Annotated in this window: 20 protein-coding genes; 6 read left to right on the forward strand and 14 right to left on the reverse strand. The window is 62.5% G+C overall.

The genetic code is table 11. The features are described 5' to 3' along the window. Nucleotides 1–24: 24 nt before the first annotated feature. From miaA to BLQ09_RS28130, 5 genes are read right to left on the reverse strand one after another with little or no spacing between them, the layout of a single operon-like run. Complete coding sequence (gene miaA / locus BLQ09_RS28110; protein WP_092359365.1) at nt 25–996, reverse strand: tRNA (adenosine(37)-N6)-dimethylallyltransferase MiaA; 972 nt, start codon at nt 994–996, stop codon at nt 25–27. Next, a complete protein-coding gene (mutL, locus tag BLQ09_RS28115; protein WP_092359367.1) occupies nt 996–2,909 on the reverse strand; it encodes a DNA mismatch repair endonuclease MutL in 1,914 nt (637 codons plus the stop codon). The genes miaA and mutL overlap by 1 nt, the downstream gene beginning before the upstream one ends. After that, nucleotides 2,909–4,330, reverse strand: coding sequence for an N-acetylmuramoyl-L-alanine amidase (locus BLQ09_RS28120; RefSeq protein WP_027604902.1), 1,422 nt, complete (start codon nt 4,328–4,330; stop codon nt 2,909–2,911). Before BLQ09_RS28120 ends, mutL begins: the two co-directional genes overlap by 1 nt. 15 nt (nt 4,331–4,345) lie before the next feature. Then, a complete protein-coding gene (gene tsaE / locus BLQ09_RS28125) occupies nt 4,346–4,816 on the reverse strand; it encodes a tRNA (adenosine(37)-N6)-threonylcarbamoyltransferase complex ATPase subunit type 1 TsaE (RefSeq protein ID WP_092359369.1) in 471 nt (156 codons plus the stop codon). Next, nucleotides 4,804–5,664, reverse strand: coding sequence for an NAD(P)H-hydrate dehydratase (locus BLQ09_RS28130; protein ID WP_092359370.1), 861 nt, complete (start codon nt 5,662–5,664; stop codon nt 4,804–4,806). Before BLQ09_RS28130 ends, tsaE begins: the two co-directional genes overlap by 13 nt. Before the next feature lie 63 nt (nt 5,665–5,727). On the opposite strand from BLQ09_RS28130, the gene queG reads away from it, so the two are divergent. Beyond that, nucleotides 5,728–6,792, forward strand: coding sequence for a tRNA epoxyqueuosine(34) reductase QueG (queG, locus tag BLQ09_RS28135; RefSeq protein ID WP_027604905.1), 1,065 nt, complete (start codon nt 5,728–5,730; stop codon nt 6,790–6,792). Here the strand turns inward: queG and BLQ09_RS28140 are convergent. Together BLQ09_RS28140 and orn are read right to left on the reverse strand one after the other, a co-directional pair. Then, nucleotides 6,789–7,403: a trimeric intracellular cation channel family protein gene (locus BLQ09_RS28140; RefSeq protein ID WP_027604906.1), complete on the reverse strand. Its 615-nt coding sequence runs from the start codon at nt 7,401–7,403 to the stop codon at nt 6,789–6,791. The two genes, queG and BLQ09_RS28140, sit on opposite strands and share 4 nt — an antisense overlap. 175 nt (nt 7,404–7,578) lie before the next feature. Further along, complete coding sequence (gene orn / locus BLQ09_RS28145; RefSeq protein ID WP_010213620.1) at nt 7,579–8,121, reverse strand: oligoribonuclease; 543 nt, start codon at nt 8,119–8,121, stop codon at nt 7,579–7,581. Between the two features lie 108 nt (nt 8,122–8,229). Here orn and rsgA point away from each other — a divergent pair, with 108 nt between their 5' ends. Next, entirely contained in the window at nt 8,230–9,261 is a 1,032-nt protein-coding gene (gene rsgA, locus BLQ09_RS28150; RefSeq protein ID WP_092359371.1) for a small ribosomal subunit biogenesis GTPase RsgA, read from the forward strand. A gap of 49 nt (nt 9,262–9,310) precedes the next feature. On the opposite strand, the gene motB is transcribed toward rsgA, so the two are convergent. Both motB and motA read right to left on the reverse strand, forming a co-directional pair. Continuing rightward, entirely contained in the window at nt 9,311–10,333 is a 1,023-nt protein-coding gene (motB, locus tag BLQ09_RS28155; RefSeq protein ID WP_027604909.1) for a flagellar motor protein MotB, read from the reverse strand. 3 nt (nt 10,334–10,336) lie between these two features. Continuing rightward, on the reverse strand, nt 10,337–11,188 hold the full coding sequence (gene motA, locus BLQ09_RS28160) for a flagellar motor stator protein MotA (protein WP_003171338.1): 852 nt from the start codon (nt 11,186–11,188) through the stop codon (nt 10,337–10,339). Nucleotides 11,189–11,355: 167 nt separating this feature from the next. Between motA and BLQ09_RS28165 the strand changes: the two genes are divergently transcribed. From BLQ09_RS28165 to asd, 3 genes are read left to right on the forward strand one after another with little or no spacing between them, the layout of a single operon-like run. Then, nucleotides 11,356–12,891 carry an HDOD domain-containing protein gene (locus tag BLQ09_RS28165; RefSeq protein WP_027604910.1) on the forward strand — a complete coding sequence of 512 codons (1,536 nt, stop codon included), beginning with the start codon at nt 11,356–11,358 and terminating at the stop codon, nt 12,889–12,891. Nucleotides 12,892–12,949: 58 nt separating this feature from the next. Beyond that, the gene (locus BLQ09_RS28170; RefSeq protein ID WP_027604911.1) at nt 12,950–13,765 is read left to right on the forward strand and encodes a rhodanese-like domain-containing protein; all 816 of its coding nucleotides are present in this window, start codon (nt 12,950–12,952) and stop codon (nt 13,763–13,765) included. 16 nt (nt 13,766–13,781) lie between these two features. Then, nucleotides 13,782–14,642 carry an archaetidylserine decarboxylase gene (gene asd, locus BLQ09_RS28175; protein ID WP_092359373.1) on the forward strand — a complete coding sequence of 287 codons (861 nt, stop codon included), beginning with the start codon at nt 13,782–13,784 and terminating at the stop codon, nt 14,640–14,642. 50 nt (nt 14,643–14,692) lie between these two features. On the opposite strand, the gene serB is transcribed toward asd, so the two are convergent. After that, on the reverse strand, nt 14,693–15,907 hold the full coding sequence (gene serB / locus BLQ09_RS28180) for a phosphoserine phosphatase SerB (protein ID WP_027604912.1): 1,215 nt from the start codon (nt 15,905–15,907) through the stop codon (nt 14,693–14,695). 133 nt (nt 15,908–16,040) lie between these two features. Between serB and BLQ09_RS28185 the strand changes: the two genes are divergently transcribed. Further along, nucleotides 16,041–17,573: an AhpA/YtjB family protein gene (locus BLQ09_RS28185; RefSeq protein ID WP_092359375.1), complete on the forward strand. Its 1,533-nt coding sequence runs from the start codon at nt 16,041–16,043 to the stop codon at nt 17,571–17,573. A gap of 168 nt (nt 17,574–17,741) precedes the next feature. Here the strand turns inward: BLQ09_RS28185 and BLQ09_RS28190 are convergent, their stop codons facing one another. The 4 genes from BLQ09_RS28190 to parE all read right to left on the reverse strand — a co-directional run bounded on the left by BLQ09_RS28190 (nt 17,742) and on the right by parE (nt 23,863). Beyond that, the gene (locus tag BLQ09_RS28190; protein ID WP_027604914.1) at nt 17,742–18,452 is read right to left on the reverse strand and encodes a PqiC family protein; all 711 of its coding nucleotides are present in this window, start codon (nt 18,450–18,452) and stop codon (nt 17,742–17,744) included. 173 nt (nt 18,453–18,625) lie between these two features. Next, entirely contained in the window at nt 18,626–20,890 is a 2,265-nt protein-coding gene (gene parC / locus BLQ09_RS28195; protein ID WP_027604915.1) for a DNA topoisomerase IV subunit A, read from the reverse strand. A gap of 73 nt (nt 20,891–20,963) precedes the next feature. Then, nucleotides 20,964–21,959 (reverse strand): esterase-like activity of phytase family protein, encoded by a 996-nt coding sequence (locus tag BLQ09_RS28200; RefSeq protein ID WP_092359378.1) that lies wholly within the window; start codon nt 21,957–21,959, stop codon nt 20,964–20,966. Then, nucleotides 21,959–23,863: a DNA topoisomerase IV subunit B gene (parE, locus tag BLQ09_RS28205; RefSeq protein WP_027604917.1), complete on the reverse strand. Its 1,905-nt coding sequence runs from the start codon at nt 23,861–23,863 to the stop codon at nt 21,959–21,961. The genes BLQ09_RS28200 and parE overlap by 1 nt, the downstream gene beginning before the upstream one ends. Nucleotides 23,864–23,904: the final 41 nt, after the last annotated feature.

The raw sequence follows: 23,904 nt of genomic DNA on the forward strand, positions 1-23,904 counted from the left end.
AGGATAGACGGCAATTGCAAGGACTCAGCTCAATATGGAGACCGTTCCCAAGTATTTCAAGGCGCGTGACAGATTGTCGCTGTCCAGGCTGTCCAACCAGTGCAAATCGCTCCAGCTGCGCAGCCAGGTGAACTGGCGCTTCGCTAATTGGCGCGTGGCAATGATGCCGCGCTCCTGCATTTCGGCTGACGTCAGCTTGCCATCCAGATGATCCCAGACTTGGCGGTAGCCTACAGCACGTATCGAAGGTAACCCTGGATGCAGGTCACCTCTTGAACGCAGTGCTACGACCTCGTCCACAAACCCCTGTTCCAACATAATTGTGAATCTTTGTGCAATTCGTTCATGCAGCACCTGGCGATTTGCCGGAGCGATGGCCAGATTCGCCACAGTATAGGGCAATTGTGACTGTCCAGATGCGCCTGCATCAGCACTTTGCGCAGTTTGTTTCAGCCGCAGTTCAGTCATGGTCTGCCCGCTGACCCGCCAGACTTCCAGGGCGCGACTGAGGCGCTGGGGATCATTGGGGTGAATACGCGCGGCAGATACCGGGTCAACCGCTGCCAACTGGTCGTGCAGGGCTTGCCAGCCAAGGCGTGCAGCCTCTTCTTCGAGTTCAGCGCGCACATGGGCATCGGCGGGCGGCATGTCGGCCAGCCCTTCCTGCAAAGCCTTGTAGTAGAGCATCGTGCCGCCCACCAGCAAGGGGATGTTGCCCCGCGCGGTGATCTCGGCCATGGCGGCCAGGGCGTCGGTGCGGAAATCCGCTGCGGAATAGCTCTCGGCCGGGTCGATGATGTCGATCAACCGGTGCGGATACTGCGCCAGCAGCGCTTTGGAAGGCTTGGCGGTGCCGATGTCCATGTCCCGGTAAACCAGGGCAGAGTCGACACTGATCAGCTCGCACGGCAGCACCTTGGTGAGCTCGATGGCCAGGTCGGTCTTGCCGGCGGCCGTGGGGCCCATCAGGAAGATCGCGGGGGGCAAGGCACTCATCAACGGCCGCGCAAGAACAGTTTGTCCAGATCATCCAGGCCCATCTGGGTCCAGGTCGGACGGCCATGGTTGCACTGGCCGCTGCGTTCGGTGTTTTCCATGTCGCGCAGCAGGCCGTTCATTTCCGGCAGGGCCAGGCGGCGATTGGCGCGGATGGCACCGTGGCAGGCCATGGTGCCGAGCAGTTCGTTGATGTGTGCCTGGATACGGTCACTGGTGCCGTACTCCATCAGGTCAGCCAATACATCGGCCACCAGCCGGTTGGCCTCAGCCTGCTTGAGCAGCGCGGGAATCTGGCGGATCGCCAGGGTTTCCGGGCCCAGGCGCTGCAACTCGAAGCCCAGTTTCTGGAACACACCGTGATGCTCTTCGGCGCAATCGGCCTCACGCTGGCTGACGGCCAGGGATTCCGGCACCAGCAACGGCTGGCCACTCAGGCCTTCGCTGGCCATGGCGATCTTCAGACGCTCGTACATGATCCGCTCGTGGGCGGCGTGCATGTCCACCAGCACCAGGCCATGGGCATTTTCCGCGAGGATGTAGATGCCCTTGAGCTGCGCCAACGCGTAGCCCAGCGGTGGGATATCACCGCCACCTTCCGGCAAGGCCACGGCGCCCGGCTCGGCACCCGGCAACGGCGCAAAGAACTCACGATAGGCAGCCTGCGCTTCGGCGACCGGCACGGCCGATTGCGGACGCGGTGTGTATTGGTACTGATAACCCGCTCCCGAGCCAGAGCCCGGCGCCGTATAGCTCGGCTGGGGTTGCGGCGATTGCAGCAGGTTTGCCGCCAGGCTCATTTCGCCCTGAGGGCCAAACTCGCCCGCTTCGGGGCCGCTCGGCCGCACCACCGCCGTCACGATGGGCACAGACAACTGGTCATCCGGGCGCACATCGCCCAGGGCACGGTGCAAGGTGCCATAGAGGAAGTCATGCACCATGCGCCCGTCACGGAAGCGTACTTCGTGCTTGGTCGGGTGCACGTTGACGTCCACTACCGAAGGGTCGACCTCGAAAAACAGCACAAAGGTCGGATGCCGGCCGTTGAACAGCACATCGCGATAAGCCTGGCGCACCGCGTGGGCCACCAGTTTGTCGCGTACCGCCCGGCCATTCACAAAGAAATACTGCAAGTCCGCCTGGCTGCGGGAGAAGGTCGGCAAGCCCACCCAACCCCACAGGCGCAGGCCGTTGCGTTCGATTTCAATCGGCAGCGCCTGCTCCAGGAACCCCGCACCGCACACTGCCGCGACACGGCGAGCACGCGCGGCGTCGTCGTTGGCTTCGTGCAGGCTGAGGATGGTCTTGCCGTTGTGGCGCAGGTGAAACGCCACATCGAAACGCGCCAGGGCCAGGCGCTTGATGACTTCTTGCAGGTGATCGAATTCGGTTTTTTCGGCCTTGAGGAATTTGCGCCGCGCCGGGGTGTTGAAGAACAGGTCGCGCACTTCCACCGAGGTGCCCACCGGGTGGGCAGCCGGCTGGACCCGAGGCGCCATGTCGCGGCCTTCGGTTTCCACCTGCCAGGCCTGCTCGGCATCACGGGTGCGCGACGTCAGGGTCAGGCGCGCCACGGAGCTGATGGAAGCCAATGCCTCACCGCGAAAGCCCAGGCTCATCACCCGCTCCAGGTCTTCCAGGTCGCGGATCTTGCTGGTGGCGTGACGGGCCAGGGCCAGCGGCAGGTCATCGGAGGAGATCCCGCTGCCATCGTCGCGGACGCGCAGCAGCTTGACGCCGCCCTGCTCCACATCGACATCGATACGCTTGGCGCCGGAGTCGATGCTGTTCTCCAGCAACTCCTTGATCACCGAGGCCGGCCGTTCAACGACCTCGCCCGCCGCAATCTGGTTGGCGAGGCGCGGGCTGAGCAATTCAATGCGCGACCCGCTGTTCAAGACTGATTCGCTCATTACTGCGCCGCCAATTCAGTGCCGGGGATGGTCAACACCTGGCCGATTTTCAACTCATCGCTCTTCAGGTTGTTGGCGCTGCGCAGGGACGCGGCCGAGACCTGGAAACGCACGGCCAGCATGGCCACGGTGTCGCCGGGCTGCACGCGATGGTCGCGCGGGCCCTGGGCGATTTTGCCCGAGTCGCGCAGCCAGGCAATGTAGGTGCCCGGCGGTGGGTTTTGCTGGAAGAACTGGCGCACGCCAGCACTGATGGAGCGCGCCAAGGCCTGCTGGTGGCTGGCACTGGCCAGCTTCGAGGCTTCGTTGGCATTGGAGATAAACCCGGTTTCCACCAGGATCGATGGGATGTCCGGCGACTTCAACACCATGAACCCGGCCTGTTCCACACGCTGCTTATGCAACGAGGTCACCCGACCGATGTTGCTCAACACCTTCTGGCCGACGTTCAAGCTGGAGGTCAGCGAGGCCGTCATCGACAGGTCAAGCAGTACCCCGGCGAGCATCTTGTCCTTGTCATCGAGGGACACGTTACCGGCCCCGCCGATCAAGTCGGAACGGTTTTCACTGTCGGCCAGCCAGCGCGCGGTCTCGGACGTGGCGCCGCGATCCGACAGGGCAAACACCGAGGCACCGAAGGCCGCCGTCGAAGGCGCGGCGTCCGCATGGATCGAGACGAACAGGTCGGCGCCCTTCTTACGGGCGATTTCGGTACGGCCGCGCAACGGAATGAAGTAGTCGCCGGTACGGGTCAGTTCGGCGCGGTAGCCTTTCATGCCGTTGACCTGGCGCTGCAGCTCACGGGCGATGGCCAGCACCACGTCTTTCTCATGCTGGCCGCGCGAGCCGGATGCGCCCGGGTCTTCACCGCCGTGGCCGGCATCGATCACCACGATAATGTCGCGCTTGCCGGCCGGCGCTGGCGGCGGCGGTGGCAGCTTGACCTGGGGTTGGGACGGGTTGACCGGTACGGCCGGCACTGTCGCCACGGCCGGGGTTGGCGCCGGCGGCGGCGCGGCATCGGCGGCGTTGTCGAACAGATCGACCACCAGCCGGTTGCCGTATTGGGCGTTTGGCGCCAGGGAGAAGCTTTTCGGGGTCACGACCTTTTTCAGGTCGATCACCACCCGCAGGTCGGTCGGCGTGCGCTGCGCCGAGCGCATGGCGGTAATCGGCGTGTTGGCGGTGGACACGTTCAACGGCGCGGCCAGGGTCGCACCATTGATGTCGATCACCAGGCGATCGGGCGCCGTGAGGGTAAAGACACTGTGCTGGACCGGGCCAGACAGGTCGAACACCAGTCGCGTGTTATCCGGCGCTCGCCACAGGCGAACACTCTTCACCTGTGAAGCAGCCAGAGCATTGACAGTCATTGCCGCAAGCAACACCCCTACGACAGCAACCAACGCGCGAAAGCGCATACCTAACCCCACCAATTATTTGAATTCCAAAGCCAGAGCGGCGCACCACGACTCACCGCGCGCACCCTGGGGCAACAACTTCAGCTGACGTCCGTGATCATGCGGCGTAATGGTAATGGTCAGGTCCGGCTTTGGCAAAAAGCCTGTGCCTTTATCTGGCCACTCGATCAGGCACAGCGCGTCTTCATCGAAGTAATCACGGATGCCCATGAATTCGAGTTCTTCGGGATCGACCAGGCGGTAGAGATCGAAATGGAACGCCCGCACTGCGCCGATCTCGTAGGGTTCAACCAGGGTGAACGTGGGACTCTTGACCGCCCCCGCGTGGCCCAGACCGCGAATGATCCCCCGGGACAGCGTGGTCTTGCCCGCCCCCAGGTCGCCTTCAAGAAAGATCAGGCCTGACCCGGCCGTGACCTGGGCAATACGCTGACCTAACGCCACCATGGCGTCTTCATCGGCCAGGAAAAGAATTACTTCAGGCACGGCGACTGTTCCTCCAGCAATTGACGAATGGCGGGTATCAGGTCGCTGGCGGCCAGCCCGCGACCAAAGCTGCCCTGGCGATCTCCCGCCGTGGCGTGCAACCAGACGGCCAGGCAGCTGGCTTCATACGCCGGCATGCCCTGGGCCAGCAGCGCACCTACCAGGCCGGCCAAAACGTCACCGAGGCCCGCCGTCGCCATCGCCGGATGGCCTTGATCGCAGCGTGAAACGCGCCCGTCCGGGCTGGCAATCAAACTGCCAGCACCCTTGAGGATAGCCACTGCATTGAATTTCTGGCTCAACGCGCGCGCCACCTTAAGACGGTCGGCCTGAACCTCGGCTGTCGAAATCCCCAACAAGCGCGCCGCTTCCCCAGGATGCGGAGTGATCACGCAATCGGCCGGCAGGCTCACGCTGCCAGTCGCCAGTTGATTGAGCGCATCGGCATCCCAGACCTGCGGCTGCCGTGCATTGGCTGCAACAGACAACAGGCTTTTACCCCAGGAGGCTTCGCCCAGGCCGGGGCCAATGACGATTACCGAGATTTTTTCCAGCAAGCCCATCAACTGGTTGGCCGAACTCACGCCGACGCTCATGACTTCCGGCAAACGCGCCAGCGCGGCCGGCACGTGCTCAAGGCGAGTGGCCAGGGACACCATGCCCGCGCCACTGCGCAGGGCGCTTTCGGCACTCAACAGCGCGGCACCGCCAAAGCCCCGGTCGCCGCCAATCATCAGCAGGTGACCGAACTGGCCTTTATGGGCGTCAGGGGAACGCGCAGCCAGTTGCGGCAAATGGCCGTGCAACAAAGGCTGAACGTCGGTTATATCGTGTTTTGTCTGCGGCATGCGTCTTCAAGCTCCGATGTCTGGCAGAATTATACGCATCTAACCTGTGGTTTCCCGTGTCTCATGCCCGCTATTACCTCCGATCTGCCCGCCCTCGCCCAATCGATCAAAGACTGGGGCCGCGAGCTGGGCTTTCAACAAGTCGGCATCAGCGGCCTGGACCTGGCCGAGCATGAACACCATCTGCAACGCTGGCTCGACGCGGGCTACCACGGCGAGATGGACTACATGGGCGCCCATGGCAGCAAACGCTCGCACCCGGACGAACTGGTGCCGGGTACCCTGCGCGTGGTGTCGCTGCGCATGGATTACCTGCCCGGCGACACGCAGATGGCGCAACTGCTGGCAAAACCGGAAAAAGCCTACATCTCCCGGTATGCCCTGGGCCGCGACTACCACAAGCTGATCCGCAAGCGCGTGCAGCAGTTGGCCGACCGCATCCAGGCGCAGATCGGCCCTTTCGGCTTTCGCGCCTTTGTCGACAGCGCGCCCGTGCTGGAAAAGGCCATTGCCGAACAAGCCGGCCTTGGCTGGATCGGTAAAAACACCCTGGTGCTCAATCGCAAGGCTGGCAGTTATTTCTTCCTCAGCGAACTGTTTGTCGATTTGCCGCTGCCCGTGGATCCACCCCACGCCACCGAGCACTGCGGCCGCTGCACCGCCTGCCTGGACATCTGCCCCACCAACGCGTTTGTCGGCCCCTATGTGCTGGACGCCCGGCGCTGCATTTCCTATCTGACCATCGAACTCAAGAGCGCAATCCCGGAAGACCTGCGCCCGCTGATCGGCAATCGGGTATTCGGCTGCGATGACTGTCAGATCGTTTGTCCGTGGAATCGTTTCGCGCGACCCACTGCCGAAAGCGATTTCAAGCCACGGCACAACCTGGATAACGCGGAACTGGCGGAGCTGTTCATGTGGGATGAGGATAAATTCCTCAGCAGTACCGAAGGCTCACCATTGCGCCGTGCCGGTTACGAGCGCTGGCTGCGCAACCTGGCGGTGGGTCTGGGCAATGCGCCGTCGAGCATTCCGGTGCTGGAAGCCTTGAAGGCGCGTCGGGATTACCCGTCGGAGCTGGTACGCGAACATGTGGAATGGGCGCTGAACCAGCACGCATCGCGCTAGTGCACGTCGTCGTTGTAGACGAACTTGGGCATTTCCCAGTGAAAACGGATCGCCAGCAGGCGCAATAGAAAGCCGCTGAACAGGGTCAGTAGAATCGCCTGCTCGCTGGGCAGTTCCAGGTAGAGGCACAGCAGGTAGAACCAGGCGGCGAGGAATGACACGCTGGCGTACAGTTCACGACGGAAGATCAGCGGAATGTCGTTGCAGAAGATATCCCGCAGAATGCCACCGAAGACGCCGGTGATCACCCCGCTGACCGAGGCCACCAGCATGCCGTGGCCCATTTCCAGGGCGGTCATGCAGCCGATCAAGGTGAACGCGACCAGGCCCACGGCATCCAGTGCGAGGAACAGCGAGCGCAGGCGACGCATCAAGGGTGCGATAAAGATCGTCACCAGCGCCGCGATGGAGGTCAGCACCAGGTATTCCGGGTGCTTGACCCACGTCAGAGGGTAGTGACCGAGCAATACGTCGCGTACCGAGCCGCCGCCCAATGCCGTCACGCAGGCGATCAGCACCACACCAAACCAGTCCATGCCGCGCCGGCCGGCGGACAACGCGCCGGTCATGGCTTCGGCGGTGATGGCGATGAGGTAGAGCATCAGCAGCATGAAGGCGATCCTTGTAGTGAGCGGGCTTGCCCCGCGCTGGGCTGCGCAGCAGCCCCAAATACTTGGCGATGATATCTATAGGGAAAAATGCGGCAACAGCAGTGGGGCCGCTACGCAGCCCAGCGCGGGACAAGCCCGCTCACTACAGAAAGCCCGGACACGGTAAGAAACCGTTTCAAGCCTTGATGAAATGCTTGCGGTAATGCTGCAGCTCGGCGATCGACTCGCGAATGTCATCCAGCGCCAGGTGGGTGCTGCCTTTATGGAAGCTGTCCTTGACCTCCGGCGCCCAGCGCGCGGCCAGTTCCTTGAGCGTGGACACATCCAGGTTGCGGTAGTGGAAGTAGCTTTCCAGCGCTTTCATATGGGTATAAAGGAAGCGACGATCCTGGCAGATGCTATTGCCGCAGATCGGCGATTTACCCTTGGGCACCCACTTCTCCAGGAAGGCAATGGTTTCGGCTTCGGCTTCGGCCATGCTGATGCGGCTGTCACGCACACGCTGGGTCAGACCGGAGTTACCGTGGGTTCGGGTGTTCCACTCGTCCATGGTGGCGAGCACGGCGTCGCTGTGGTGGATGGCGATCACCGGACCTTCGGCCAAGGTGTTGAGGTTGCTGTCGGTGACAATGGTCGCCATCTCGATGATGACGTCGGTGTCAGGGTTCAGACCGGTCATTTCCAGATCGATCCAAATCAGGTTCTGTGGGTTTTGCATGGCTTGATTCTCTTGGCACCTTGGCGTAGCTGCGCAGTTTAGCAGGCGGGGCCGTGCTAGACTCGCGACCGTTTTACCCAACCTTTGCATTATCGACACGGAACACCAATGGCCAAACGCCAGCTCAATCGTCGCCAAAACTGGCGCATCGAAAAGATTCAAGGTGAACGCGCCGCCCGCGCCGCCAAACGTGAATCCTCCGCCGTGGAAGCGCTCGAGGGCGGCGACCTGGGCCCCGAACAGACGGGCCTGGTAATCGCGCACTTCGGTGTGCAGGTCGAAGTCGAGGCGCTGGAAGGCGAACTCGCGGGCCAGGTGTTCCGCTGCCACTTGCGTGCCAACCTGCCTGCGCTGGTCACCGGCGACAAGGTGGTCTGGCGCGCCGGCAACCAGGGCATCGGCGTGATCGTCGCCCAACTGCCGCGCACCACCGAGCTGCGCCGCCCCGACAGCCGTGGCCAGCTCAAGCCGGTAGCGGCCAACGTCGACATGATCGTGATCGTGTTTGCACCGCTGCCCGAGCCCCATGCCAACCTGATCGACCGCTACCTGGTGGCAGCCGAGCATGCCGGCATTCGCCCGTTGTTGCTGCTGAACAAATTCGACCTGATCGACGAGCAGAATGCCCCCGCGCTCAACGCGCTGCTGGGGGTCTACCGCACCCTGGGCTACCCGGTGCTGGAAGTCTCGGCCCATCACGGCAATGGCATGGAACAGCTGCAACAGCAGTTGGACGGACGTATCAGCGTCTTTGTCGGCCAGTCGGGCGTGGGCAAATCCTCGCTGGTCAACAGCCTGCTGCCGGAAGTCGATACCCGCGTGGGCCCGCTGTCGGAGCTGTCCGGCCAGGGCACCCACACCACCACCACGGCGCGGCTGTTCCACTTCCCGGGCGGCGGTGAGTTGATCGACTCCCCGGGTATCCGTGAATTCGGCCTCGGCCACGTCAGCCGCAGCGATGTGGAAGCGGGCTTTATCGAATTCAACGACCTGATCGGCACCTGCCGCTTCCGCGATTGCAAACACGATCGCGAGCCGGGCTGCGCCCTGCTCAAGGCCCTGGAAGACGGCCGCGTGCAGCAGCAGCGAATGAACAGCTATCGGTCGATTATTGCGAGCTTGCCGGAAAGCAGTTACTAAACTGGCGAAACAACAAGGCCGCGATCATCGCGGCCTTGTTGTATATGGCTTAGGAACCCGTCCCCGGCACCGTAGGATCTTTCACCCCGCCATCATCAAACAGGTTCAGCTTCTGCCGCAGCTCATGGGCCGGCAATGGCTCCTGGCCGTGCGGAATGGTGTTCGGGTCGGCCGGGGCCTCACCTGGCGCGCCCGCCCCTGAGGTTGGGACCGATGGTGGTACATGCTGGTCACCTTCAATCGCACGCTGGGCCTTTTTGGTCAGCACCACGATATCGATGCGGCGGTTGATCGGGTTGAACGGATCCTTCGCATCAAACAGTTGCGAGGACGCAAACCCCACCACCCGCGCCACTTGCGGGTCCGGATAGCTGCCAGCCACCAGCGCACGACGCGCAGCGTTGGCACGGTTGGCGGAAAGCTCCCAGTTGCCGAAGTCACCCTGGCCCGCGTAAGGCTTGGCATCGGTGTGGCCGCTGATGCTGATCTTGTTCGGCACCGCCTTGATGGTGTCGGCCATGGCCAGCAGGATGTCTTCAAAGTACGGTTTCAAACGCGCGCTGCCAGAGTCGAACATCGGCCGGTTGGCGGCGTCGGTGATCTGGATACGCAAGCCATCCGGGGTGATCTCGAACGAAATCTGATCCTTGAACTTCAGCAGTTGCGGGTTTTCCTCGACCTTGTTCTGCAACTCTTGCAGCAACAGCTCAAGACGTTCCTGCTCGACCTGCTCGGCCATGGCTTCGACGGTATCGCGCTCGATCGGGATTTTTTCCTGCGGTGCCTCGGTCTTGACTTCCGGGTTGATGGTGCGCTCAGGCGCCAACTGCGGCGAACCGCCCAGGTCGATCACGAAGGGCGTGCCGCTTTCCGAGAAGCCAATCGGGTCTTTGAAGTAGCCGGCAATGGCGATCTTCTGTTCGGGCGTGGCGGTGGACATCAGCCACAGCACCAGGAAGAACGCCATCATCGCCGTGGCAAAGTCGGCGAAAGCGATTTTCCAGGCGCCGCCGTGGTGCCCCGCAGCGAAGCGCTTGACGCGCTTGATGATTATCGGCTGGTTGTTTTCCATGGCTTAGCGACCGCGAACCGCTTGTTCCAGCTCGGCGAAGCTTGGGCGATGCTTCGGGTACAGCACCTTGCGACCGAACTCCACCGCCAACGAAGGCGGCATGCCGGAAGCGGACGCCACCAGGCTGGCCTTGATCGATTCGTACAGGTTGATTTCTTCCTTGGCGTCGTGGGCCAGGGAGGTCGCCAGCGGGCCGAAGAAGCCGTAGGCCGCGAGAATACCGAAGAAGGTCCCCACCAACGCCGCACCTACGTGCATGCCGATAGCCGCCTGGTCACCTTCCCCCAGGGAAGCCATGGTTACCACGATACCCAGTACCGCCGCGACGATACCGAAGCCGGGCATGCCGTCGGCTACACCGGTCACGGCATGGGAAGGATGCTCCAATTCTTCCTTGAGGCTGAACAATTCCATGTCGAACAGGCCTTCAAGCTCATGGGGAGCCATGTTGCCGGAGGACATGATGCGCAGGTAGTCGCAGATATAGGCGGTCATGCGCTCATCTTTAAGCACGGCCGGGTACTTGGCGAAAATCGGGCTGGCCGCGGCGTCTTCGATGTCGGCCTCGATGGCCATCATGCCTTCGCGGCGGCTCTTGTTGAGGATCTCGTAAACCAGGCCCAACACTTCCAGGTAGAACGTGTGGGTGAAACGCGAACCGAACATGCTCAGCGACTTCTTGATCACGTGCATGGTCATGTAGCCGGGGTTCGCCTGCAGGAAGGCACCCAGTGCCGCACCACCGATAATCATCACCTCGAAAGGCTGGATCAGTGCCGCAATTTTACCGTGGGACAGGACGTAGCCGCCGAGCACGCTCGCGAAGACGACGATAATGCCGATAATTTTAGCCATAGGAGATGAGTACTTGCGCCGTCGGGTTCATGGACATATTTGGGGGAACTGGAAAACTCTTGTTCTACTTATCGGCAAAACTGCGCCAGACTATAGCCCGTTAAGGCGAAAAGCCAGTTCGGCCCGCTCCGGGTGTGTTGACCGCAAGTGATGATCGCGCCCCAATCATGGCTAATGAAACGACAGTCCCAACTGCAAAACCTGCTTCTCTAGCCGCTTGGATCAAGCGCCTGGACGAAGTGCTGCTGCCTGTTCCACAGGCCAGCCATGACCGCGTGTGCAAAGCCATCCGCGATAGCCGCAGTTCGTTGCGGGATATTGCCGAGCTGATGCAAGACAGCCCGGCCCTCGTACTCAGTGTCATGCGCGAGGCCAACAGCCACACCCATGGCAGCCTGACGGCGCCGGCGGAAAACCTCGAAGTGGCGCTTAACCGCCTGGGCCTCAAACGCGCCGAGGAACTGCTGGCACGCCTGCCGTCGGTGCCGGCCCATGAAATTCCCGTAGCGCTGCGCCAGCTGTTGCTGGTCAGCCAGCACGCCTCGCAACAAGCCAATGGATTGTTCGGCAGTCGCCTGGCGCGGCTGTGGCAGGACATTCACTGGGGCAGCCTGCTGTTTCTTTCACCGCTGTGGCCGATGGCCGTTGCCTACCCCAAGCTCCTGGAAGAATGGGAACTGCGGGTCATCCACAAGGGCGAGTCGGCACGCAAGGTCGAACAGGCATTGTTCGGCGTGCGCCTGCTGGACCTGTGCCTCGGCCTGACCGAGACCTGGCACCTGCCGATCTGGGTATCCCAGGGTTATACCCTGTTGCGGACCGAGCAGCGCTTACTGGTCAAGGCCCTGCACATCGCCCGCGAAGACGACCCTCTTCGTCACCAGCAACTGCTCGACGCCGACCCAAACCTGCGCCGCTGGTTGAATCAGCCGGCCAATACCGTGCTGCTGGCCAACGGCCTGGCGATGTCGGCCCAGGAGTCCTGGACCTGCCCGCACACCCAGCGCTGGCAGTACCTCACCGCGTTGTACCTGCAACAGCCCCTGGGCGAGGTGCAGCAACAGGTGCACCAGCAAGCCGTCACCAGCGCTCGCAGCACCTTGATGCCCGACCTCTGGCACCCGGCGCTGTCGCTGATCTGGCCGTGGCATGTGCACAAGATTCATCGCGGCCTGCTGCCTGCACCACCGCCCACCGCCGAAGCCCTGGCCGTCTGGCGCAAGCGTTGTACCGAACTGCTGGTAGAGCCGAGCCGCTTTGCCAACGCCATGCATTTGACCACGTGCGCCAAGGAAGCCCTGGTGGCCAGCGGCATGCAGCGCGTCCTGCTGTTCATGGCCGATCGTGCCCTGAGCACCTTGCGCGTGCATCAGGCCGACGGCCTGCCGAAGGACGCCGCCAACCTGAGCCTGGACGTGGTCAACAGTACGCTGCTGCAGCGCCTGCTGGAAAAGTCCGCCCAGGTGCGCCTCACACCGGAAAACCACGCCCAGTTCTCGGCACTGCTGCCGCCGATCCTGCGCCGCCTGTTCACCGGCGAGCACCTGTTGTTGCGGTCCATGAGCTGCAACGGTCGCGTGGTGATGGTGATGGTCGCCGACCAGGGCGGCGGGCCGTTCTCGGAAACCACCGTGCAGGCCTTCGGTAAAACCGCCCAATGCATCGAGAAAGCCCTGCACAGCTTTACCAACCGCAGCGCTTGATGCTTGCGCTACAATCGCCGTCCTTTAATCGCCAACATTCGTGCCCAGGAGACCTCACATGCCTGACTTCTCTGGCTTGCCGCTAGTGATCGAATCCAGTGACCTGCTCGCTCAACTGGATGCCGAACACCTGATTCTGGTGGACCTCACCAGTGCCGCCCGCTACGCCGAAGGGCACATCCCCGGCGCGCACTTCGTTGACCCCAAGCGCACCCAACTGGGCCAGGCGCCGGCGCCCGGCCTGCTGCCCGGCAAGGCCGAGCTTGAGAAACTGTTCGGCGAACTGGGCCACACGCCCGACGCCACCTACGTGGTCTATGACGACGAAGGCGGTGGCTGGGCCGGGCGTTTCATCTGGATGCTCGATGTGATCGGCCACCAGAAATACCACTACCTGGATGGCGGCCTGCTGGCGTGGCTGGAGGGCAAGCACCCGCTCTCCACCGACGTGCCCGCCCCGGCCGGCGGCCCGGTCAGCCTTACGCTGCACGATGGCCCCACTGCCACCCGCGAATACCTGCAAAGCCGTCTCGGCGCTGCCGACCTGGGCATCTGGGATGCGCGTGGCCCGCTGGAATACTCCGGCGAGAAAGTCCTCGCGGCCAAAGGCGGCCACATCCCCGGCGCGGTGAATTTCGAGTGGACCGCCGGCATGGACAAGGCGCGCAACCTGCGCATTCGCCGCGACATGCCGCAGATCCTCGAAGACCTCGGGCTGACCAAAGACAAAGAAATCATCACCCACTGCCAGACTCATCATCGCTCTGGCTTCACCTACCTGGTGGCCAAGGCGCTCGGTTATCCGCGAGTCAAAGGTTATGCCGGTTCCTGGGGCGAATGGGGCAACCACCCCGACACCCCCGTCGAGATTTAAGGTTTAAGGACAGTCAATGAAAAAGCAGTTGTTTATCCTCAGCCAGTACCTGCTGCCGCACCACCTGCTGTCGCGGTTGGCCGGCTGCATCGCCGAGTGCCGCGTGCGCTGGTTCAAGAATGCCTTCACCACGTGGTTCGCCAAGCGCTATCAAGTGGATATGTCCCAGGCCCTGGTAGAAGACGTGACCGCTTACGAGCACTTCAACGCCTTCTTCACCCGCGCCCTGAAAGACGGCGCCCGCCCACTCGACCAGACCCCTGGCGCAGTGCTGAGCCCAGCCGATGGCGCGGTCAGCCAGCTTGGCCCCATCGAACACGGTCGCGTGTTCCAGGCCAAAGGCCACAGCTTCAGCGTACTGGAACTGCTGGGCGGCGATGCAGCGGTCGCCGCGCCGTTCATGGGCGGTGATTTCGCCACCATCTACCTGTCGCCGAAGGACTACCACCGGGTGCATATGCCTCTGGCCGGTACCCTGCGTGAAATGGTCTACGTACCTGGGCGGATTTTCTCGGTGAACCAGACCACCGCCGAAAACGTGCCGGAGTTGTTTGCGCGTAACGAGCGCGTTGTCTGCCTGTTCGACACCGAACGCGGCCCGATGGCCGTGGTATTGGTGGGAGCGATGATTGTCGCGTCGATTGAAACCGTATGGGCCGACCTGGTGACTCCGCCGAAGCGCGAGCTGAAAACCTTCCGCTATGACGAAGCTGCCCGCGCGCCGATTCACCTGGAGAAGGGTGCGGAATTGGGTCGCTTCAAGTTGGGCTCCACTGCGATCGTGCTGTTCGGGCCGGATCAGGTGAAGTGGGCTGAAGAACTGGTGGCAGGTTCGCCGGTGCAGATGGGCCAAGGCATCGCATTACCTAAAGCCTGACGCCGAACCCAATGTGGGAGAGGGCTTGCCCCCCTCCCACATTTAGTCAGTTACAACTGACCGTCGCGGTCGCGAAAACCCAGCAGATACAGCACGCCATCCAACCCCAGGGTAGAAATCGCCTGCTTGGCCGATTGCTTGACCAATGGCTTGGCACGGAATGCCACACCCAAACCGGCAATGGCCAGCATCGGCAGGTCGTTGGCGCCGTCACCGACCGCAATGGTCTGCTCCAGACGCAAACCTTCCTTGTGGGCCAATTCCTTCAGCAGGTCCGCCTTGCGCTGCGCATCGACAATCGGCTCGACCGCGACGCCGGTCACCTTGCCATCCACCACTTCCAATTCGTTGGCGAACACATAGTCGATGCCCAGCTTGGCCTGCAATTGCTTGGCGAAGTAGGTGAAGCCACCCGACAGGATTGCTGTCTTGTAGCCCAGGCGCTTGAGTTCGGCAAACAGGGTTTCGGCGCCTTCGGTCAGGCGCAGCGACGCGCCGATGGAGTCCAGCACGCTCACGTCCAGGCCCTTGAGCAAGGCCAGGCGCTCCTTGAAGCTGGCGCGGAAATCCAATTCCCCGGCCATGGCGCGCTCTGTGATTTCGGACACCTGCTCACCCACGCCGGCCGCCTTGGCCAACTCGTCGATAACTTCGGCTTCGATCAGCGTGGAGTCCATGTCGAACACCGCCAGGCGGCGGTTGCGGCGGAACAGAGAATCTTCCTGGAAGGCGATATCGACATTCAGCTCCTGGGCCACGCTGAGGAATTCGGCGCGCAGGGCTTGCGGGTCGGCCGGCTCACCGCGCACGGAGAACTCAATGCAGCCCTTGCCCTTGTCGGCCGGGGTGTCCAATGGCATGCGCCCCGACAGACGGTCGATATGGTCGATGTTCAAACCATACTGCGCGGTAATGGAGCTGACGCGCTGCAGCTGTTCGGCGGTGACCTTGCGGGTCAGCAGCGTCACGATATGGCGCTTCTTGCCCTGGCCGGCCACCCACTGCTGGTAATCCGCTTCGGACACCGGGGTGAAACGCACCTGCTGATCGAGCTTATACGCCGTAAACAGGATGTCCTTGAGCACCGATGAGGCCTGCTCGGTGCTGGGGATTTCCACCAGGATGCCGAACGACAGCGTGTCGTGGATCACCGCCTGGCCGATGTCGAGAATGTTCACACCACCCTGGGCCAGAACGCCGGTAATGGCTGCGGTAAGACCTGGGCGGTCTTCACCAGTGATGTTAATCAGGACAATTTCGCGCAAGGCGCACCCCCAGGCTGGAAAAAAACCGCATTCTACCCACTTTCAGTGACCATCGGGCACAGCCAGCGCTTTGCCGGTCTTGGGCCTGTCGCTATACTGCGCGTCAACTTCACGGACCAAGAGCCGAGCTCAAGTGAACCGGCCCACGCCAGTAAAAACCGACAACTTCTTCCTGCTGATCTTCCGGGCACTGCGCCACCGCCGTGTACCGATCGCATTACGCATCGCCAGCCATAACGTGATCCTGGTCGCATTGGCCCTGGTGATCTACGCCTGCGTGATGGGTTTGCAATTCAAGCAGGCCATGCACGAGCAGGCCGACGCCCTGGGCGAGAGCCTGACCACGCAGACCGCCACTTCGGCGACTGAGCTGCTGGTGTCCAACGACATCCTCAGCCTCAACGTGCTGCTCAACAACCTGACCAAGAACCCGCTGGTGGCCCATGCTGCCATCTACAGCGTGGACAACCGCATCATGGCCGAAGCCGGGCAGCGCCCGAAAAACGGCCTGTTGGGCGAAGCCGAAGGCCTGTACCAGAGCAATATCACGTTTCAGGATGTGAAGGCCGGCCAACTGCGTATCAGCCTCGACATGCAGCAGTTCCAGCAGCCGATGACCATCAGCCTGCAAAGCATGGGCATCCTCAGCGCCATCCTGCTGGCATTGGCCCTGGCCCTGAGCCTGCGCCTGGGGCGGCATATCTCCACGCCGCTCATGCAACTGCGCATCTGGCTGCGGGACATCGACGAGCACACCCCGGCAACCGACCGCCAGGATGAAATCGGCGACCTTGCCCGCCAGCTGCACGCCAGCTTCGCCCCGGAACCGGTGGTGCCCGAGGTCGAGCCAGAGCCTGAATACGACGACACCGATTACGCCGAAGAGCCCGAGTTCGAAGTGCGCAACCTGCGTGACGCGGGCTTCGACGAGCGTCCGCCGGTGGCGGGCCTCAAGCCGGCACCGCGCCATGCCTTCAGGGCCGAAGAAGACGAGCTGGACGATGAAGACCCCTTCGCCGACCTGCGCGATACGTCAGCCGACAGCCCCGCAATCGCCCCCAAGGCAGCGCCGGTACGCAGCAGCGAGCCGCAGTACAGCGCTGTGCTCGCCGTGCAACTGGGTGCCCAGGACCAATTGCGTCGCCTGCCCCGCGCACGCCTGACCGAACTGCTGGAGCGCTACCGCGACTGCCTCGACCAGGCCGCCTCGCTGTACCAGAGCGAACTGCACACCCTGAACGACGGCAGCACGCTGATGCTGTTCCACAGCGAAGACAGCGGCGAAGACTACCTGACCAATGCGATTTGCTGTGGTGAGTTGCTGCGCGCCCTGGGCCATGAATTGCAGATCGAAGTCGCCGACAGCGGCATCACCCTGCAACTGCAACTGGGCCTCACCGTGGGCGACGACCTGTTCGGCATGAGCCAGATCGACCTGCTGCTGACTGAAAACGCCCAGGACGCACTGGCCTTGTCCCAGCACAGCCGCAACCTGCTGCTGGTGGAGCGCAAGATCAGTGAAGACACGCTGATCCGCCAACGCGCGCGTATCCGCCCGATTGCCAGCCCCGAGGGGGCAAGCTGCGTGGAACGGTTGATGGAACCGTATCCATCGATGCTGGAGCGGCAGTTGGCACGGATGCATGAGACCCGCTCCAAGCCCTGAAGCACACCGCCGGACTAATGTCTCCTGTAGGAGCGAGCTTGCTCGCTCCTACAGGAGACATTAGGGCTTGCCCCCTCCCATATTTGGATCTCCACAAACCTCAAGTAAATCGCACACAAACAAAAGGCCCGCTGGATCAGCGGGCCTTTTGTTTGTGTGGCATTCAGATCAGAACCTGAACACTTCCATATCCGTACGGATCGGCGTAGCCATCGGCATCTTCGGCTTTTGCGGCTCTGCCGGCTTGGCCTGTACCGGGGCCGACTTACGGGGCGCCTCGGCGATGGGGGGCTGGTTGGCCAGGGGCTTGAGGGCCACCGACAACTGCTGCGCCAATTGCTGCAGCAGCACGCCCTGGGCCTGAACCTGGGACGCGGTAGTGCCGGCATGCTCTTCCTGCAGGTGCACGATGCGGTTATCACGCACCTGGCCGCGACGGTCGATCAAGCGCCATTGCGCATCGAGGATCGCCGGTTGTGATTTACCGGAGTCGAGCCGGGTAATGGTCAGCAACACCTGCACATCCGGGCTGAAGCCGGTTGGCGCGGGCGCCAGGACCACACGCTGGCTGTCCAACTGACCGGCCACCTGACGCAACATCAACTGGTTGATGTCAGACGATAAACTGCCTGCCCAACGACCATCGGTGGAACCTTGCAGGCTTCCATCGTTCTGACGTTGCAGCAGGGTTTCGCGTTGCAGGTAGTCGGCGACGACCACCGGCCCGAGCAAAACGGCCATGCCAGCGGTCTGGGCTGGCTGAGCTGGACTTCCGCTGTCCAGCTGGTACAGCGACACAGGCTGGTGTGTGCTGCAACCCGCCAACCCCAAAAGGCCAGCGAGCATCAAAAATAGAGGAACGCGTGGAGCAGTCATCATCCCATCCAGGTGGCTGCCACAAGGCGAACCACAATGTAATACTAAAAATAACCTAAACACGCTCGGCCACGCCGGCGCTGGAAAGGCCATATCATCCGTGAATATGCGCCATGACTCCAGCGCCAAAGCGTCGATCTACGCTTTAAATCGTAGATCGAGGGCTCTAATACGCCTTAAACCGGCGTCTCCACCAGCAAAGCATCCACACGCTGGAAGCCGCGGGGCAGTTTATTACCGCGACGACCACGCTCGCCCTTGTAGTGTTCGAGGTCGTCGGGGCGCAATGACAACGTGCGCTTGCCGGCCTGGAGCACCAGGGTGGAACCTTCCGGGATCACCGCGATGTCGGTCACGTACTCTTCGCGACTGGCCACCCGCTCGCCGGGAATACCAATAATCTTGTTGCCCTTGCCTTTGCCCAACTGCGGCAGATCGCTGATCTTGAACACCAGCAAGCGCCCTTCGGTGGTCACCGACGCCAGCCAGTTGCCTTCGCGGTCTTCCACCGGACGCGGCAGGATGACCTTGGCGTTGTTCGGCAGGCTCAACAATGCCTTGCCCGCCTTGTTCTTGGCCTGCAGGTCTTCACCCTTGACCACGAACCCGTAGCCCGCGTCGGAAGCGATCACATACAGAGAATCGTCATCCGGCAGCAGCACACATTCAAAATTCGCCCCAGGTGGCGGCGTCAGGCGACCGGTCAACGGCTCGCCCTGCCCCCGCGCCGATGGCAAGGTATGGGCCGGCACCGAATAACTGCGCCCGGTGGAGTCAATAAACACCGCAAACTGGTTGGAACGCCCAGCCGCAGCGGTCTTGAAGCCATCACCGGCCTTGTACGACAGACCAGTGGCGTCAATATCATGCCCTTTGGCTGAACGAACCCAACCCTTTTCCGACAGAACGACGGTAATTTTCTCGTTCGGCAGCAGTTCGGTCTCTGTCAGCGCCTTGGCTTCGGCACGCTGCACGATTGGCGAACGGCGGTCGTCGCCATAGGTTTCGGCGTCCTTGATCAACTCGCTGCGCACCAGCTTCTTCAGCTTGGCTTCGCTGCCCAGCAGGGCTTGCAGCTTGGCTTGCTCCTTGAGCAGCGCGTCCTGTTCGTCGCGCAGCTTCATCTCTTCCAGGCGTGCCAACTGACGCAAGCGGGTGTCGAGGATGTAGTCAGCCTGGATCTCGCTCAGCTCGAAACGCGCGATCAGCTCGGCTTTCGGGTGCTCGGCGGTACGGATGATGTGGATCACTTCATCCAGGTTGAGGTAGGCAATCAGCAAGCCGTCCAACAGGTGCAGGCGGCGTTCGACCTTGTCGAGGCGGAACTGCAGGCGGCGGCGTACGGTTTGTATCCGGAACTCCAGCCACTCGACCAGCAGGTTGCGCAGGTTCTTCAACTGCGGCTTGCCGTCCAGGCCGATGATGTTGACGTTGACCCGGTAGCTGGACTCCAGGTCCGTGCTGGCAAACAGATGCTGCATCAGCACTTCGTGGTCGACCCGGCTGTTGGTCGGGATGATCACGATGCGGCAGGGGTTTTCGTGGTCGGACTCGTCACGCAGGTCAGCGACCTGGGGCAGTTTCGACGGTTTGGCCTGCATCAGCGCAGCAATCTGCTCCAGCACCTTGGCCCCGGATACCTGGTGCGGCAGGGCGGTGACGATAATGTCGCCGTCTTCGATGTGATACACGGCACGCATGCGCACCGAGCCCTTGCCGGTTTCGTACATCTTCAGCAGGTCGGCGCGCGGCGTGATGATTTCCGCTTCGGTCGGGTAATCCGGGCCCTGGATATGCTCGCACAGCTGCTCGACCGTGGCCTTTGGCTCATCCAGCAAGCGCACGCAGGCGGTGGCGACTTCGCGCAGGTTGTGCGGCGGTACGTCGGTGGCCATGCCGACCGCGATACCGGTGGTGCCATTGAGCAGGATATTCGGCAAACGTGCGGGCAACACCAGGGGCTCGTCGAGAGTACCGTCAAAGTTCGGCCCCCAGTTCGCGGTACCCTGGCCCAGTTCGCTGAGCAACACCTCCGAATAGCGCGACAGGCGCGCCTCGGTGTAACGCATGGCCGCGAAGGACTTGGGATCATCCGGCGCACCCCAGTTACCCTGGCCGTCGACGAGGGTGTAGCGGTAGCTGAACGGCTGGGCCATCAGCACCATGGCTTCGTAGCACGCCGAATCGCCATGGGGGTGGAACTTACCGAGCACGTCACCGACGGTACGCGCCGACTTCTTGTGCTTGGAGTCGGCGTCCAGGCCCAACTCACTCATGGCGTAGATGATGCGCCGCTGTACGGGCTTGAGGCCGTCGCCGATATGCGGCAAGGCACGGTCCATGATCACGTACATGGAGTAGTTGAGGTAGGCATTTTCGGTGAAGTCAGCCAGCGACCGGCGTTCTACGCCATCTAAGCTGTCTGCGAGGATGTCACTCATGCGGGCCTCATCATTGTTTGGTAAGGCGCAGCGGAAATGCCGCCGCGCCGGATCGATTCAAAAAAGTAGCCGCTCATGGCTGGGCGCTCCAGCCGCCGGCGGGGGCGGCAAAACGATAGACCATGGGGCGTTTTTCCCCATCGGCGCGGGGGCCGAAATTATTGTCGATGCCCAGCCAGGCACCGTCTGCGTCCACCACCAGGGCTTCGGCCAGGCCATAGGGCTGGGCGTAACGCCGCTCGGGCGTCAGGGTTTCGTCGGCGAACGACCAGCACAGCTCGACCTTGGCCGTGACCGTATCGCGCCGGCAGATCTGGAACGCATTGCGCTCCAGGGTAAACAGCTTGCCGTTGAACAGTGACAGATCGGCGAAATCCTTGGACACCGCCTTGGCACCGACGAACTTGGCCGGCTGCATCTCCTGGCCGGCCTCGCTCAGCAACACGCAAGGGCCGTCGCAATCCCAAAGGCTTTGCGGGCGCTTGATGGAGATGAGGCCGCGCCGCTCACGCTCCGCAGCCAGCCAGAGCTGATTGCCCTCGGGGTTGATTGCCAGGCCTTCGAACAACGCATTGAAGTGCAGCAACATGCCACTGGCCCGGGCTTCACGCACCATGCCCGGGGCGATCTTCAACCATTCAGGCGCACCGTTCACCGGCACCTGCAGCACCGCCGCATGGGCTTCGCTGACAATGTAGCGATTGCCGGCGGCATCGCAGGTGATGCCTTCGAAATCCAGGTCGCCACCGCGAATGAACGACGCAGCCTTAGTGCGCGAACGCAGCCCCCAGGGCAACCCGGATTCCGGCACCGGCGGCACATCGATGCTTACCGCTTCGGCTTGCCAGGTCGGCGCACGGGTATCGAGACGGTAGATCTGGTCGTCATCACGATCGGAAACCGTCCACAGCGCCTTGCCACACAGCGCCAGGCCCGACAGGTTCCCGCCGCGCATGCCGTCCACCGGGTGTTCGGACACCAGCTTGAGCTCAGCCACGGGCGCGGCAACTACCGAAGTGGCCACCAGCCCGCTCAACATCAGGATCGCCAGGGCGAAACCTGTGCGCATCAGCCCAGGACCTCGGCGAGGTTGCCTTTGGATTCCAGCCAGGACTTGCGGTCCGGCGCGCGTTTCTTCGCCAGCAGCATGTCCATCATTTCCGAGGTGGCGGCGAAGTCTTCCAGGGTCAACTGCACCAGGCGCCGGGTGTTGGGGTCCATGGTGGTCTCACGCAGTTGCGGCGGGTTCATTTCACCCAGGCCCTTGAATCGGGTGACCTGCGGCTTGCCACGCTTCTTCTCGGCCACCAGGCGGTCGAGAATGCCATCGCGCTCGGCTTCGTCCAGGGCGTAGAAAATCTCCTTGCCCAGGTCGATCCGGTACAGCGGCGGCATGGCGACGTAGACGTGACCGGCATCCACCAACGGACGGAAGTGCTGCACGAACAACGCGCACAGCAGGGTCGCGATGTGCAGGCCGTCGGAGTCGGCGTCGGCGAGGATGCAGATCTTGCCGTAGCGCAGCTGGCTCATGTCGGCTGCGCCCGGGTCGACGCCGATGGCCACGGCGATGTTGTGCACTTCCTGGCTGGCAAGGACTTCGCTGCCATCGACTTCCCAGGTATTGAGGATCTTGCCGCGCAACGGCAGGATCGCCTGGAACTCCTTGTCCCGCGCTTGCTTGGCGGAACCACCGGCGGAGTCACCTTCGACCAGGAACAGCTCGGAGCGCATCGGGTCCTGCCCGGCGCAATCGGCCAGCTTGCCCGGCAATGCCGGGCCCTGGGTAATGCGCTTGCGCTCGACCTTCTTGCTGGCCTTGAGGCGACGGCCGGCGTTGTTGATCGCCAGTTCCGCCAGGGCCAGGCCCAGTTCCGGGTGCTCGTTGAGCCACAGGCTGAAAGCATCCTTGACCACACCGGAGACAAACGCCGCCGCTTCGCGGGACGACAGGCGCTCCTTGGTCTGGCCGGAGAACTGCGGTTCCTGCATTTTCATCGACAGCACGAACGCAATGCGCTCCCACACGTCTTCCGGCGCCAGCTTCACACCACGGGGCAGCAGGCTGCGGTATTCACAGAATTCGCGCATGGCATCCAGCAGGCCCTGGCGCAAACCGTTGACGTGGGTGCCGCCCTGGGCGGTGGGGATCAGGTTGACATAGCTTTCCTGCACGCTGTCGCCGCCTTCGGGCAGCCACAGCAGCGCCCAGTCGACGGCTTCCTTGTTGCCGGCCAGGCTGCCGCAGAACGGCTCGTTGGGCAGGCGTTCGAAATCACTGACGGAGTCTTCCAGGTAGGAACGCAGGCCGTCTTCGTAGTGCCACTCGACTTTCTCGCCAGTGCCTTTGTCTTCAAAGGTCACCAGCAGGCCCGGGCACAATACGGCCTTGGCCTTGAGCACGTGCTTGAGGCGGCTGATGGAGAATTTCGGCGAGTCGAAGTACTTAGGGTCCGGCGCGAAGTACACGCTGGTGCCGGTATTGCGCTTGCCGACGGTACCGATGACCTGCAGGTCGGTGGCTTTGTAGCCATCGGCGAAGGTCATCTCGTACTCGTTGCCGTCGCGCTTGACCTTGACCCGCACCAGCGTGGACAGGGCGTTGACCACGGAAATACCCACACCGTGCAAGCCACCGGAGAACTGGTAGTTCTTGTTGGAGAACTTACCGCCGGCGTGCAGCTTGGTGAGGATCAGCTCGACGCCCGACACGCCCTCTTCCGGGTGAATGTCCACCGGCATGCCGCGACCATCGTCGGACACTTCCAGGGAGTGGTCGGCGTGAAGAATGACGTGCACCGACTTGGCGTGCCCGGCCAAGGCTTCGTCGACGCTGTTGTCGATGACTTCCTGGGCAAGGTGGTTCGGCCGACTGGTGTCGGTGTACATGCCGGGGCGTTTGCGCACCGGGTCGAGGCCCGAGAGGACTTCGATGGCGTCGGCGTTATAAGAGCTAGCGCTGGGAGTGGCCATGGGGTCTCGTCGTGAGTCGTTCGATTAAAAAGTGACCTGCG

This window comes from Pseudomonas sp. NFACC25 (assembly GCF_900100935.1).
Classification (GTDB): Bacteria; Pseudomonadota; Gammaproteobacteria; order Pseudomonadales; family Pseudomonadaceae; genus Aquipseudomonas; species Aquipseudomonas marginalis.